General features: G+C 27.3%; 13 protein-coding genes. 5 read left to right on the forward strand and 8 right to left on the reverse strand.

The window, feature by feature from the left end:
• The 6 genes from D9T19_RS07805 to D9T19_RS07830 all read right to left on the reverse strand — a co-directional run bounded on the left by D9T19_RS07805 (window position 1) and on the right by D9T19_RS07830 (window position 8,102).
• Window positions 1-846, reverse strand: coding sequence for an ATP phosphoribosyltransferase regulatory subunit (locus D9T19_RS07805; protein WP_121627666.1), 846 nt, complete (start codon window positions 844-846; stop codon window positions 1-3).
• A 5-nt stretch (window positions 847-851) separates the two neighbouring features.
• Entirely contained in the window at window positions 852-1,961 is a 1,110-nt protein-coding gene (locus D9T19_RS07810) for a pyridoxal-phosphate-dependent aminotransferase family protein (protein ID WP_121627667.1), read from the reverse strand.
• A 77-nt stretch (window positions 1,962-2,038) separates the two neighbouring features.
• A complete protein-coding gene (locus D9T19_RS07815; protein WP_121627668.1) occupies window positions 2,039-3,343 on the reverse strand; it encodes a dicarboxylate/amino acid:cation symporter in 1,305 nt (434 codons plus the stop codon).
• 10 nt (window positions 3,344-3,353) lie between these two features.
• Window positions 3,354-6,407 (reverse strand): efflux RND transporter permease subunit, encoded by a 3,054-nt coding sequence (locus tag D9T19_RS07820; RefSeq protein WP_121627669.1) that lies wholly within the window; start codon window positions 6,405-6,407, stop codon window positions 3,354-3,356.
• Window position 6,408: 1 nt separating this feature from the next.
• Window positions 6,409-7,491, reverse strand: a complete 1,083-nt coding sequence (locus D9T19_RS07825; protein WP_121627670.1) for an efflux RND transporter periplasmic adaptor subunit — start codon at window positions 7,489-7,491, stop codon at window positions 6,409-6,411.
• Window positions 7,492-7,499: 8 nt separating this feature from the next.
• Complete coding sequence (locus D9T19_RS07830) at window positions 7,500-8,102, reverse strand: TetR/AcrR family transcriptional regulator (protein ID WP_121627671.1); 603 nt, start codon at window positions 8,100-8,102, stop codon at window positions 7,500-7,502.
• A 223-nt stretch (window positions 8,103-8,325) separates the two neighbouring features.
• Between D9T19_RS07830 and D9T19_RS07835 the strand changes: the two genes are divergently transcribed.
• The 4 genes from D9T19_RS07835 (at window position 8,326) to D9T19_RS07850 (ending at window position 10,898) form a co-directional block, all read left to right on the forward strand.
• The gene (locus tag D9T19_RS07835) at window positions 8,326-8,778 is read left to right on the forward strand and encodes a MarR family winged helix-turn-helix transcriptional regulator (protein ID WP_121627672.1); all 453 of its coding nucleotides are present in this window, start codon (window positions 8,326-8,328) and stop codon (window positions 8,776-8,778) included.
• A 47-nt stretch (window positions 8,779-8,825) separates the two neighbouring features.
• Entirely contained in the window at window positions 8,826-9,392 is a 567-nt protein-coding gene (locus tag D9T19_RS07840; protein ID WP_121627673.1) for a YceI family protein, read from the forward strand.
• Between the two features lie 33 nt (window positions 9,393-9,425).
• The gene (locus D9T19_RS07845) at window positions 9,426-10,187 is read left to right on the forward strand and encodes a DODA-type extradiol aromatic ring-opening family dioxygenase (RefSeq protein ID WP_121627674.1); all 762 of its coding nucleotides are present in this window, start codon (window positions 9,426-9,428) and stop codon (window positions 10,185-10,187) included.
• An 84-nt stretch (window positions 10,188-10,271) separates the two neighbouring features.
• Window positions 10,272-10,898, forward strand: coding sequence for a LysE family transporter (locus D9T19_RS07850; protein WP_121627675.1), 627 nt, complete (start codon window positions 10,272-10,274; stop codon window positions 10,896-10,898).
• Window positions 10,899-10,913: 15 nt separating this feature from the next.
• Here the strand turns inward: D9T19_RS07850 and D9T19_RS07855 are convergent, their stop codons facing one another.
• The gene (locus tag D9T19_RS07855) at window positions 10,914-12,065 is read right to left on the reverse strand and encodes a multidrug effflux MFS transporter (protein WP_121627676.1); all 1,152 of its coding nucleotides are present in this window, start codon (window positions 12,063-12,065) and stop codon (window positions 10,914-10,916) included.
• A 57-nt stretch (window positions 12,066-12,122) separates the two neighbouring features.
• Here D9T19_RS07855 and D9T19_RS07860 point away from each other — a divergent pair, with 57 nt between their 5' ends.
• Window positions 12,123-13,154, forward strand: coding sequence for a glyceraldehyde 3-phosphate dehydrogenase NAD-binding domain-containing protein (locus D9T19_RS07860; RefSeq protein WP_121627677.1), 1,032 nt, complete (start codon window positions 12,123-12,125; stop codon window positions 13,152-13,154).
• Between the two features lie 50 nt (window positions 13,155-13,204).
• Here D9T19_RS07860 and purM read toward each other — a convergent pair whose 3' ends face one another.
• The gene (gene purM, locus D9T19_RS07865; RefSeq protein WP_121627678.1) at window positions 13,205-14,200 is read right to left on the reverse strand and encodes a phosphoribosylformylglycinamidine cyclo-ligase; all 996 of its coding nucleotides are present in this window, start codon (window positions 14,198-14,200) and stop codon (window positions 13,205-13,207) included.
• Window positions 14,201-14,242 lie beyond the last annotated feature (42 nt).

Consider the following 14,242-nt stretch of genomic DNA (forward strand, 5'->3'; position numbering starts at 1 on the left):
TTAATCCTCTAAAATTTTTAATAAACTATCTGTATAAAGTGCAAAACCTAATGAACATGAACCCTCACTTGAATACATACCACCTTTACACACTGTTAAATTATCACTAATTACTCTATAATAAATACCATTATAGTATTTTAATGAACCATAATATAATGGTGCAATAATCATATTCGAATAGTTAACTTCTTTAGCTCTAGTTAATAACTTTTCTACTTCTTTTTTAATAGAAGTTGGAACTATATTAACAATATTCTGTAAGTCTTCAATGCTCTTAACTTTTATTAATTTATCTAACCAATCACATTTAAGTTTAAATAACGATGCCATTTCACCATTTTTCAATATATTAATATCAATATTTAGTTCACTTGCTATTAGCTTTGGAATATTGATATTTGATATTTGTAAAATTGGCTCAACCTCTAATGCTTTTAATATATCTGTAGTTAAGTTCATAATATCAGCTATATTATCATGTCCAATCCACTCACATCCAATTTGATATTCTTCATTAGAAGGATATGAAAAAACAGGTTGAACATAAAACCATTTTTTATTATCTGTTGCTCGACCTAATCTTTTTGAGATAATTCTAACAACATCTAATGTTGAATCAGCTCTTAATGAAACTTGTTCATTTATTTCATCAGAAAATTTAATCAATTTTCTTTGATTTTCAATTGATTGATGCTGTGAATATGAAAAATTAGGAGTAACTATTTCTTCAAAATCTCTTGCTTCTAAAATTTCACATACTTTATTTTCTAAAGCTCTTTTTGCTCTTGCAGATTTTCCAAAATATAATCTACTTCCTTTAGGAATTTCATGTTCAAATACCATTTATTCTAATTTCCTTTAAACATATTTGTAGAAAATACTTTATTTGCAGTTCCGTCAAATTCTCTAATATTTAACTCATCAAGTGCCAATTCAATTGTATTTAAAACCCATGCAGCTTCATTATCTTCTACTAACCCCATATGATTAATTCTAAAAATCAATGATTTTATATGATCTTGACCACCAGCTATATTAACACCATATTTTGTTTTTAATATTTTTCTAATAGCAGGTGCATGTTCAGTATAAACAGTTGTCATAGCATCAGCAGGAGTTGTTGGATAAATTTTACAACCTATTGCTTTTAAAGCTTCTCTTGAAGATTTTGCTCTTAATGCAGTATTTGCATAGAGTGCATCGAAACCACCATTATTCTTGATACTTGATAAAATCTCTCGTAAACCAATAATTAATGTAGTTGCAGCTGTCCATGCTGTTGTATTTTTTCTTTGTTGCTTAATTTCAGTTGCTAAATTAAAATAAAAACCTCTAGATTTCTTTTCAATTTTTGCCACAGCATCATTTGATAAACCTATTATTGCAAGTCCTGGTGGAAGCATTAAAGCTTTTTGACTTCCTGTAATTACTGCATCCAAGTTTGTCGTATCAATTTTTTCAACACCAATTGCTGTAATACCATCTGCAACAATCATAATGTCTCTATCTAATTTCTTAACTGCTTGTGCAATTTCTTCAACTGGATGTCTTAATCCTCCAGCACTTTCACAAATTTGAATGAATATCGCATCTATACTACTATCTTGTTCTAAGGCATAAAGTACTTCTTCTACGCTTACAGCTTTATTCCATTCATTCTTAATTTCAGTGAATTCAATATCAAATGCATTACAAATCTTTCCAAATCTTTCACCAAACTTACCTGAATTAATAGTAAGTGCTTTTTTATGTGTTAAATTTGTAATACAAGCTTCCATTGCCCCTGAACCACTAGATGCAAGCATTATAACCTCATCCATTTCATATAGTTCAAATAATAACTCTCTCGTTTGAGCAAAAATAGCTTCGAACTCTGGAGTTCTATGATGAATTGTAATATCAGCCATTGCCTTTCTTACGAATTCTGGTACAGGAGTAGGTCCTGGAGTTAATAACATATTAGTTTCCTTAATTTCTTTCTTTATAGCAAATCGTATTATTTTATCTAAGGTTTTATTATGAAGAGGTTAAGGTTTTATTTCTCACCTCTTATTTTTTTTGCAATTTCTTGTGAACTACTAGATATAGAAACAAACTTTTTCATAACAAGAGTAGCTGTTAAATCTCCCGTAACATTTATAGTTGTTCTACACATATCTAAAATTCTATCAACTCCTAAAATAAGTGCAACACCTTCTACTGGAACCCCTAAACCTTGGAGAATTGTCGCAAGTATTACAATCCCAACTCCAGGTGTACTAGGAGCTCCAATTGATGCACCCACTGTTGTAATTGCTAATATAATAACATCTATTAAATCTAAATCTATTCCAAAAAGTTGTGTTAGGAATATTGCTGCACACACTTGATAAAGAGCTGTTCCATCCATATTAATAGTAGCTCCCAAAGGTATTACAAATTTTGATATTGATATTGGAACATTAAGCTCATCTTCTGCAGTTTTCATTGATAAAGGCATAACAGCAGCTGAAGAAGAAGTTGAAAAAGCCATAAGCTGAACTTCTCTAATTCTTCGTAAAAAGTCAAAAGGTTTTATTTTTGAAGTAAAATACACAATTATTAAATAAAAACAAAGAAGTATTCCAAGTCCTAAAAGAACTGTAAATACATACATAGACATAGAAGAAATTGCATCAAAACCAATTTTAATAGTAATATTACATAATAACCCAAATACTGCATAAGGTGCTAACATCATAGCCCAACAAACAACTGTTAAAGAAAAAGCTTGTAAAGATTTTGCCAAATCTTTTAAAGGTTTTGCATCTTCTTCTTTCATACTCATTAAAGCAACACCTACAAAAATTGATAATATTACAAAGGCTAAAATATTTCCATCAAGTCTTTCTTTTACACTATTTACAGGAATTAAATCTACTATCATATCTGGAATAGAAATATCTTTTAATGCAGTAGCTTCTTTTAAAACAATTTGCGTACTTGAAATTTGATTTACAATATCTGCTGATACATAAGTTCCTGGATGAATAAGATAAGTAATAAAAATTCCAATAGTAACTGCAACAATTGTTGTAAAAATAAAATAAGGTGCTATTTTAAGTCCTAATTGCTTTAATGTTTGAGTATCATCAGCACTTGTAATTCCTAATATAATTGAACTCATAATAAGTGGAATTACAATCATTTGAATTAAAGCCAAAAAAACATTACCAACTAAAGCCACCCAAGGAGCAATACCTAAGGCAATATCTTTAGGAATTAAGGCAAAGGCTGTAGGAGATAAAAGTAATCCAACTATAACTCCTAAAAACATTCCAATAATTACTTGAACCCATAGTTTTTTTAATAAATCTTTCATTTTAACTCTCTCATTTTAATTTTTCCGCTTTAAAAAATATTGCATAAAATACTGGAACTAATATCATTGTTAAAAAAGTTGCAACCATAAGTCCAAATATAATTACAACTGCCATTGATGCAAAGAATGGATCAAAAACTAAAGGAATCATTCCAAGTGCAGTTGTAAGTGCTGCCATTGCAACTGCTCTTAATCTATTTAATCCTGATATATAAATTGCTTTGTTTAAAGGTATATTATTCTCTTCATTTTCTAATGTTATTTCATCAATTAAAACAATTGCATTTTTTATTAACATTCCTGATAAACTTAAAAATCCTAGAAGAGATGCAAAACCAAAAGGTAAATCCATTACAAGTAACCCAATTACAACACCAATTAATGAAAAAGGAACAGTAAGCCATATAATCAAAGTTTTTTTCAATGATCTAAATAGTCCTATAATGATTAAAGCCATTACAACAATAAATAGTGGTAAAGATGCAATAATTGGCTCTTTTGCATCTTTTGAGTTTTTATACTCTCCATGCCATTGTAGATAATAACCATCTTCAAAATCTATACTCTCAACTTTTTCTTTTATATCTAATAATAAATCGTTTGCTAATTTTCCTTCAACTGGATCTGCGTGAATTGTAATAGCTCTTTTTCTATTATATTCATAGATAATATCATCTTCAAAAACTGTTTCATATCCTGAAATCAACTGTTTTAGAGGAATCATTTTATTTGCCATTGGTGAAAAGATTTGAATATTTCCAATATTTTTTATATCTTCTCTCTGTCTTTGTTCTGCTCTTATAATAATTGGTAATAACTCTTTTCCATCTCTATAAACACCTATTGTTCTTCCTTGGAATGTATCCAAAATAGCTTGTGCAATAGAGTCTTTTGAAATACCATTTAAGTTCGCTTTTTCATATGAAATAATAGGTTTTAAAACCTTCACCCTATTTTGCCAATCACTTTTTATAGCTTTTGAATAAGGTGAAGAAGCTATTATTTTATAAACTTTTTGCTCGTACTGTCTTAATTTATCTAAATCTTTTCCAAATATCTTAGCTTGAACTTGTCCACCATCACTTGGTCCTAAAATAAACTTTTTACCATATACATTTAAATCTGGATAGATATTTTTTGCTAGGGTTTCTATTTCTTTTATAATTCTATTTGGCTGCTCATAATCTCCTACATCAATCAACATTTGAGCAAAGGCTGAATTTGGTTTTTCAGGATTATAAGTAAGAATAAATCTTAAACTTCCACTCCCTATAAAAGTTGAAATATGATCTACTCCTTTTACTTTTGAAACTTCTTTATTTAATCTATCCATATAAGCAGACGTAGTTTTTATAGAACTAGCCTGTGGTAAAAAATAATCAACTGTTATTTGAGGTCTAGAAGAATTTGGAAAGAAACTTTGTTTTACATATTTAAAACTCATTATTGATGTTATAAAAACAACTATTGCTAGTAATACTACTAAATATCTATAATTTAAAGCGAATTTCAAAACTACACCATAACTTCTGTATATAAATGAATCGTATTCTTCTGATGCTTCTTCATTTTTACTATTCTCTTTTACTTTTGAAGCTTTTAAAAACTGTACTGCTAAAAGAGGAGTTAAAGTCATAGCTATAATCCACGAAAGACCAAGTGAAATAAGTACTACATAAAAAAGTGATTGTGTAAACTCACCCGTTGAATCATCAGATAATCCAATAGCACCAAAGGCTAAAATAGCAACAATTGTTGCAGCTAAAAGTGGTAAGGCTGTTTGTTTTACAACTTGCGAGGCAGCTATTTTTGCATCTATCCCTCTATTTATTCGTACAAGAATTCCATCAACAACTACAATTGCATTATCAACAAGCATTCCAAGTGCAATAATAAGTGCACCTAAAGATACTCTTTCTAATAAAATATCAAATAAAGGCATAAGAATAAAAGTTGTAGTAATAGTTACAAGTAAAACTGAACCTATAATAAGTCCTGAACGTAAACCCATAAATAAAAGTAAAACAATAATTACAATAGAAATAGCTTCTATAAGATTTATCATAAATGAATTTATAGCTAAAGATACATCATTTCCTTGATGTGATATTGTTCCAATCTCAATACCTAAGGGCTTTTTATATTCTAATTCTTTTAATTTTGAATCAATTAGCTCTCCAAGTTTTACAACATTTCCACCTTTTTGTGTTGAAATTCCAAGTGCAATAGAATTATGACCATCATATTTTAATATTTCAGAAGAAGGCTCTTGATATGTTTGTCTAATATTTGCAATATCTTTTAATAAAATTTGTGAAGTACTATTATTACCTTTTATTACAATATTTTCTAGCTCTTTTACACTATTAAAACCATCTGCACTTATTCGTACAAATTGTGTTCCTACATCAACTTTCCCAAAATTTGCTACAAGATTTTTTGAATATAATTCTTGAATAATAGCATCTTTGCTAATTCCTGATTTTGCTAATTTCTCTTTATTTATTTCTACAAGCAATGCTCTTTGTTGTTCACCGTATGTTGCAACTTTTCCAACACCATCAACTAATATAAGTTCTTTTTTTAAAAAGTCTATATAATCTTTTAACTCTTCATAGGAATATTCATCACCATAAATAGCTAGCATAATTCCATAAACATCACCAAAATCATCATTTATATAAGGAGTTCCAACTCTTGGTGGAAGATATGTTGTATTTATCTTTTTTCTAAGTTCATCCCAAATTTGTTGAAGCTCTTTTGATTTATATTGGTCTTTCATACTAACTTGAATTATTGATTGACCTGAACTATTCTTTGTAATAATTCTTTTTACATAAGGAAGAGTTTGAAGTGTTTCTTCCAATCTATTAGATACTTCTTTTTCAACTTCAACAGCACTTGCTCCTGGATAATTTGTAACAATAAGCGCATCTTTGATTGTAAATTCAGGATCTTGAAGTTTTCCTATTTTGTCATAAACAATTAAACCATAAGCAATACTAAGAATTGTAAGTACATAAATTAAAAGTTTGTTTTTTAGACTAAATTTTGCAATATCCATATTATTGACCTATTTTCTCATACTCTTTAACTTCATCATTTGACTGTAAAAATCTAAGTCCTGAAGTAACTATTTTTGAAATACCATCAATTCCACTTATAACTTCTATAGAATCACCTGATAATTCCCCTAAGTTTAGTTCTTGTTTGTATACTCTATTTTCATCATTTATTGCCCAAACAAAAGATTTCTTTGAATCATCTGTGAAAACTGAATTATAAGGAATAAAAACTCTTTTCTTTTCTTGCTGTTTTACAATAGCTTTAACCTCTGCTGTCATTCCTGGTAAAATAGTCATATCATCTTGAATTTGCATTTGTAGCGTTGCTTCAAATGTTCTTGTAACTTTTTGGGCAGTTGTTGAAATATCTATAAGTTTTGCATTATATTTTTTATTTTTATCATTTGCAAAAGTTACATAAAAATCAACAAGTGATGAAATATGATTTGTACTTACTTCACCTTTTAGCATTTGAATATCATTTTCAGGAACAAAAAACTTAATCTTATATGATGAATTATCTTGAAGTCTTACAATTGCTTGTTTTGCAGTAATTCTTGCAAAATCATCAAGCATCTTTTTTGCCATAATTCCATCAAATTCAGCTATTAGTTTTGTCTCTTCTAGATTCTTTTTTGCAACTTGCATTTTTGCTCTTGTAACTTGAAGATTTTGTCTTTTCTTTTCAAAATCTATTTTGGCAACTGCTTTTGATTTGAAAAGTTTTTCAAATCTTTTATAATCATCATAAGCCTGATTATAGTTTGCTCTTGAAGCATTATAATTTGCTTTATATATTGTATCGTCAAGCTTTGCAATTACAGAACCTTTTTTTACTTTTTCACCCTCTTTATAATAAAACTTTACGATTTTTCCATCTACTTCAAAGGCCATTGTTACATCTTGAAAGGCGTATATTTCAGCTGGATAAGAAAATGACCTAGCAAAATTTTCACTATTTTTCAAGTCAAATATTTTCACTGTTTTAACACTTGGTTTTTCTTCTATTTTTTCGTCTTCATTTGTACAAGCTGTAAATAAAAGCATTGAAATTGTACATATAAGTAATGTTTTGAATATCATTGTTTTCCTTATTTTTTAACTATTGCATCTAGTATAATATTTGATACAAAATATGAAATATAGTTTAAAGTCTTTTGGCTATTGTGTTTTAATTCTTTATTTTCACCAATAGGTAATGTACTCATTTGTATCGCATAAAAAGTTTGTATTGTTCCATTAATAAAAGCAAATAAAGTATGAATATCCATATTTTTATATTCTTCTTTTAGTTTAAGTTCTTCCAAAACTTTTTCTAAAATATTAATAGCCTCTTGTATATATGGTATAAAACTTTCATCAATATTTGCAGAAAAATTTGCTAGTTCATGTAAAGAAAGAGAAACGACATTAGGATTTTCTTTTATAGTTATTACTATAGCTTCTATATAAGCTTCTAAAAGAGTTTTGTGCTCTTCTTTTTCTTCAAATATTGCTTTTATATTGGTATTTGATTTTTCCAAGGCATTTTTTATTATTGTTTGATATAAGTTCTTTTTATCTTTAAAGTGATAATAAATCGTAGCTTTGTTTATATTTAGTTTTTTAACTAAATCATTCATACTAACAGCATCAAAACCATATTTACAAAACTCTTCTTCTGCAACTTTTAATATATGTTCTTTCTTTGTCATCTTAAATCCTAACTAACCGTTCGGTTAGTTTTATTGTATTGTAATATATTTTTATTATTTTTACAATAGTAAAAGAAAAAAATATTTTGTAAATTTCAAAATTTAGCTAAAGCCTATAGAATAGTATTTTTATATATATTTATAACTAGTTAGTAATAAAAAATCGGGAAAGCATTTGACTTTTATTACTAGTTAGTACTATAATGCACTTCAAGGATGTAAAATGAATATGAAAAAAGTTAAATGTTATGGGACAAGAACTAATAAATCTATGAAAACACTAGTTAAATTAGAAAGAGTCGCTTTAAAAAACCATAATAAAACTGTTACTTATTTATCAAAACATAACCTTACATTTAATCAGTTTAAAGTACTTGAAGTACTTTATCATAGAGGTGATTTAAACATTACTTCAATTACAAAACTTACGATGAGTACACCTGGAAATATTACAGTAGTTGTAAGAAATCTTAAAAGAGATGGATGGATTAATTCTATTAAAGATCCAAATGATAATAGAGCATCAATTCTTACTATTACTCAAAAAGGTATAGAAGTTATTGAGGAAGTATTTCCAAATCATGCAGATAATTTAACAGACTTTTTTAAAATATTAAGTGATGAAGAGTTAGATACTTTATATGAACTTTTAAATAAAGTTTACAAAGAAAATTAAAAAAAATTAAACATATACTACTAATTAGTATAAAATAAGGAATTAAAATGAAATTAGTAAAATTAGCATTAGTAACAGGATTAACAGCAGCGGCACTTTTTGGTGGGACATATAACTTAGATAAAAGTCATTCAAATGTTGGGTTTAAAGTAAAACACTTAATGATTTCAAATGTAAGTGGTAAATTTGATAACTTTACAGGTTCATTTGATTATGATGAAAAAACTAAAACTTTAAAAAGTTTAAATGGTAATATTGAAGTTAGTTCAATTAATACTGAAAATGAAAAAAGAGATGCACACTTAAAGTCAGCAGATTTCTTTGATGCACAAAAATATCCAAATATTACATTTAAACTTTTAGAAGTTAAAGATGATAAAGCTTATGGTGAATTTACAATGCATGGAGTAACAAAAAAAATCTCTTTAGATTATGAAAATAATGGAACAATTACAGATCCATGGGGAAATCAAAGAGTTGGATTAGAATTATCTGGAAAAATAAATAGAAAAGATTATGGTGTAACTTGGAATAAAGCTTTAGAAGCAGGTGGTGTTATGGTTGGTGATAAAGTAAAATTAACAATAGATTTAGAAGGAATTTTAGCTAAATAATTAGCTAAAGTTCAAATTTAGAAAAGAGATACTATGTTTCCTACACTATTTATTTCACATGGAGCACCGAATATTATTTTAGGAAATTCTTATTCAAAAAATAATATTAGGAAGTTTGCGTTAACATTACAAAAACCTAAATATATAATTATATTTTCTGCCCATTATCAAACAAATGATTTAAAAATTATTAACTTTAATACAAAAGATCTAATGTACGATTTTTATGGGTTTGAAGATGACTTATACAAATTCAAATACAAAATAAGTAGTGATAAGGATATTAGCCTAAAAATAATTGAAGAATTAAAAAAACATACTATAAACATAGAGATTGATAAGCAAAGAACAAGTTATGATCATGGGGTATGGACTACACTTTCAATGATGTATAAGAACTTAGATATTCCAATAATTCAATTATCAATTCCTAAAAAATATACAGCTGAGGAATTAATAAATTTAGGTGAAATTTTAAAAGAATTTAAAGATGATGCAATGATAATTTGTACAGGAGGAATAACACATAATTTATCAAAAGCTAGTAGATATAATGCAGTTGATAAAGATGCTTATATCTTTAACCAAAAGATAGTAGAAATTATAAATAATGCGGATGATAAAGAGTTATTATCAATTCTAAAAAAAGAGTTATTCTTGAAAAATCATCCAAGTAGTGAGCATTTTATGTCCTTGTATATAGCTTTTGGAAATGCATTCAATAAAAAAGGTAAATCTTTTAACCATGAGATCCAACTTTCAAGTATTTCAATGGAAAGTTTTATATTTGATTAAAAATAATAACTCTCTACATCTTTAGTTTGCAATATTATTTTTATGTTATAATCCCGTAATTATAAACTCTTCTAGGAAAATCTCATGGAACTAAATATCTGGTTAACTTTATTACTTGCTACAATTGCTATTTCAATTTCACCAGGTGCTGGAGCTGTTGTTTCTATGAATTATGGAATAAAATATGGTCTTAAAAAATCTTATGCAGCTATTTTTGGTTTACAAGCTGGTTTACTAATTCAAACATTTATTGTAGTCATTGGGCTTGGTGCAATTATTGCAAAATCAGTTTTAATATTTTCAATAATAAAATGGATTGGTGTTTTATATTTAGTATATATGGGATTATCAAAGATATTTGAAAAAGTTGAATTAGCACAAAATGGGGAACAAGTAAAACAATATAGTGCAAAAAAAGCTTTTATTTCTGCAACATTAATAAATCTTACAAATCCAAAAGCTACAGTTTTTTTAGTAGCTTTTATTCCACAGTTTTTAAATCCTAATGAATCATTATGGGTACAATTTGGAATAATATGTCTTACATTATGTGTAATTGATATTATCGTAATGACAGGCTATTCATCAATGGCATCAAAACTAAAGTTTTTAATAAAAGATGCAAAAGCTATGAAAATTCAAAATAGAGTTACTGGAACTTTTTTGATAATCGCAGCAATATTTTTATCAACTACAAAAAAAGTTTCATAAATTATCTAAGTAATATTACTTAGATAATCTCAAAGATAATAAAGCACAAAGTGCTGTTATTAACATCATTATAAATATAGCACTTAATTCTCCTGTATGAACTAATGATGCTATAAATCCAATTACTCCAGCTATTGCAAATTGTGTTACTCCAATTACAGAGTTTGCAACTCCTGTGTCCTTTTTGAAAAAGTCTAATGCTAATCCCATTGCATTCCCAAATATAAATCCTAATGAACCTACATAAAAAATCATTGCAATAAAAATTGTATAAAGATTTGCATCAAAAGAAAAAACCACTAAACAAAACGCTGATAATACTTGTAAAAGTATTCCGTATTTTAAAATATCTTTTGTATTAGAAGTTTGAATAAGTTTCATACTAACTTTTGTAAGAACAATCATCATTAATACATTTGAGCCAAAAAATAAAGGGAAAAATTCTTTTGATATTTCGAAATATTCCATATAAATAAAACTGCTCTTTTGTATAAAAATAAACATACCTGAAAAAGCAAATGATAAACTCAAAATATATCCCATAGCTTTTTTATGTGTAAGTACTTTTTTATATGCAACTTTTATTTTTGTATTACTTTTACTTCCTGTAAGAGGTAATTTTAAATATATTAAAATCATTACTAAAGCTGAATATAAAGCTAAAAATAAAAAAATATAATTCCAAGTATAAAAGGATATTACCAATGAACCCAAAGCAGGTGCAACCATTGGTGCTATCATTCCAACAGATGCAATTGCTGAAAATGTTTTTGCAGCTTCTTTCCCATGAAATAAATCTCTTACAATAGCTCCTGCATTAACAGTTGACATTGCACCAAAAAAAGCTTGTGTTGCACGAAAGAAATATAAACTTTCTAAAGATGTAGAAAAGAATAATGCAAAACTAGAAATACTAAAGCCAAATAATCCCAATAATGCTATAGTCTTTCTTCCTTTTCTATCTGATAATACTCCACCTATTAATTGACCAATTGCAAAAAATATTAAAAAAATACTTAGTGTTGCTTCAATTTTATTTATTTCTACACCCATATCTTTTGATATATCAAGCATAGAAGGAAGATACATATCAGTTGCTAAGGGAGTTACTGAAGATAGAACCGCTAGCAATACTATTAAAAGTATATGATTATGTGCTGTTTTCAAAAAAAAGTCCTTTTATGATACAATCCTAAAATTTAATTCGTATAGGTCTTATAAATTATGAAAACAAAAATACTATTAAATGGTGTTGGTCGGATTGGTAAATCTATATTAAAAATATTACTTCAAAATAAGAATTTTGAAATTGTTGCAATTAATGAAATAAACCCATATATTGAAAATATAGTCTATTCTATTAATTATGATTCAACATATGGAAATATATCTAATAAATTTAAAATATTAGATAATAACTATATTCAAAATAAGTATGCAAAAATAAAAATATTAAATCATTCTTCTTTATCAGATATAAATCTTGATAATATTGATATTATAATTGATGCAAGTGGGAAAAAAGAGGATATAAATCTTTTAAAAAATCTTCCCATTCAAGCTATCTTTCAAACACATGCAAATACAAATGCTGATATAAATATAATTTTAGGTGTAAATGAAGAAAAGCTTGATAGCACAAAACATAAGGTTATATCAACAAGTTCATGTAATGCAACAGCATTATTACCAGCACTTAAATTAATAAATAATAAAAAGAAAATTCTATGTGGAGATATTGTTACCATTCATCCTTTATTAAATCATCAAAGAGTTTTAGATGGACATTTTGTAGGAAGTCCAACAAGAGATGTTGATTGTAATTTTGAGTTTGGACGATCTTCAACACAAAATATTATTCCAAATAAAACTACAACAATAGAAGCTTGTTCTTACGTATTAAAAGAGATTAATAAAAATTTAATTTCTTCAAATTCACTTAGAGTCCCAACCGATACCGTAGGAGCAATAAATGTTACACTTTTTGTTGAAAAAGTATGTACAAAAGATGAAATAATATCAATATTCCAAGATTATGAGAATAATCAAAAGTTTAATATTGTATTAAATAATTATGAACCATTGGTTTCAAGTGATTTTAAAAAAGAGCACAAAACTACAATAATTGATCATAGGTATACTGATATTAGAAATAAAAAAATGATTAAGCTTTTAATTTGGTATGATAATGAATGGGGATATGCATCAAAAGTTGTTGATATTTTAGATTATTATATAAATATAAAAAAAGGCTAAGTTCATTTAAACTTAGCCTTTTTATTTTTTATATATAAGAGAAAAGTTTATTAGATAAACTCAACACCTTTTTCACCCTCTGCAATTTCACCAATAACATAACCATCAGTGTTAGCTAAAACGGCATCTACCTTAGAAGGATTAACAACTAGAACCATACCAACACCCATATTAAATGTTCTGTACATTTCTTCAAGTTCTACGTGTTGTCCCATAAATTCAAAAATAGGTAAAACTTTAATAGAATCTCTTTTTACAATAGCTTTTAAATTATCAGGTAAAACTCTTGGTAAGTTTTCAGTAATTCCACCACCTGTAATATGTGCTAATGCGTTAATACTTTCTTTATTAGCTTTGAATTCTTTTACATAAATTCTAGTTGGTTCTAATAAAACATCTTTTAAAGGTTTTCCTTGGAAATCATCATCTAAAGTCATTCCTAATTTGTCTAATAATAGTTTTCGCACCAAGCTAAAACCATTTGAGTGAACACCTGAAGATGGTAATGCAATTAAAGTATCACCAACAGCAATTCTCTCAATTCTATTTAACTCATCTTTTTCTGCAATTCCAACACAAAAACCAGCTAAATCAAAATCACCCTCTTTGTACATTCCAGGCATTTCAGCAGTTTCTCCACCAACTAAAGCACATTCAGATCTAATACAACCCTCTGCAATTCCTTTTACAACTTGTGTTGCTTCTTCAACTTCAAGTTTTGCAGTTGCATAATAATCTAAGAAAAATAATGGTTCACCAAAATTACATAATAAATCATTTGTACACATTGCAACTAAATCAATCCCAACTGTATCAAATTTTTTAGCATCAATTGCTAACTTTAATTTTGTTCCAACACCATCAGTTCCTGATAAAATAACTGGTTTTTTATAACCTTCTGGCAATTCAAAAGCACCAGCAAAAGAACCAATTCCGCCAAGAACACCAGGAATCTTAGTAGATTTTACATATGGTTTAATATTTTCTACGAACTGATTTCCTGCATCTATATCTACGCCTGCGTCTTTGTAACTTACTGTGCTCATTATTCACCTTTTTATTATGACTTTTGTTTAATCTTAATTGAT

The sequence above is a fragment of the Poseidonibacter antarcticus genome (genome assembly GCF_003667345.1).
GTDB lineage: Bacteria > Campylobacterota > Campylobacteria > Campylobacterales > Arcobacteraceae > Poseidonibacter > Poseidonibacter antarcticus.

Coding starts and splice junctions, on each gene's coding strand:
- D9T19_RS07860 (WP_121627677.1), top strand. CDS start 12,123: ATGAAAACAAAAATACTATTAAATGGTGTTGGTCGGATTGGTAAATCT.
- D9T19_RS07825 (WP_121627670.1), bottom strand. CDS start 7,491: ATGATATTCAAAACATTACTTATATGTACAATTTCAATGCTTTTATTT.
- D9T19_RS07850 (WP_121627675.1), top strand. CDS start 10,272: ATGGAACTAAATATCTGGTTAACTTTATTACTTGCTACAATTGCTATT.
- D9T19_RS07830 (WP_121627671.1), bottom strand. CDS start 8,102: ATGACAAAGAAAGAACATATATTAAAAGTTGCAGAAGAAGAGTTTTGT.
- D9T19_RS07810 (WP_121627667.1), bottom strand. CDS start 1,961: ATGTTATTAACTCCAGGACCTACTCCTGTACCAGAATTCGTAAGAAAG.
- D9T19_RS07840 (WP_121627673.1), top strand. CDS start 8,826: ATGAAATTAGTAAAATTAGCATTAGTAACAGGATTAACAGCAGCGGCA.
- D9T19_RS07820 (WP_121627669.1), bottom strand. CDS start 6,407: ATGGATATTGCAAAATTTAGTCTAAAAAACAAACTTTTAATTTATGTA.
- D9T19_RS07845 (WP_121627674.1), top strand. CDS start 9,426: ATGTTTCCTACACTATTTATTTCACATGGAGCACCGAATATTATTTTA.
- D9T19_RS07815 (WP_121627668.1), bottom strand. CDS start 3,343: ATGAAAGATTTATTAAAAAAACTATGGGTTCAAGTAATTATTGGAATG.
- D9T19_RS07835 (WP_121627672.1), top strand. CDS start 8,326: ATGAATATGAAAAAAGTTAAATGTTATGGGACAAGAACTAATAAATCT.
- D9T19_RS07805 (WP_121627666.1), bottom strand. CDS start 846: ATGGTATTTGAACATGAAATTCCTAAAGGAAGTAGATTATATTTTGGA.
- purM (WP_121627678.1), bottom strand. CDS start 14,200: ATGAGCACAGTAAGTTACAAAGACGCAGGCGTAGATATAGATGCAGGA.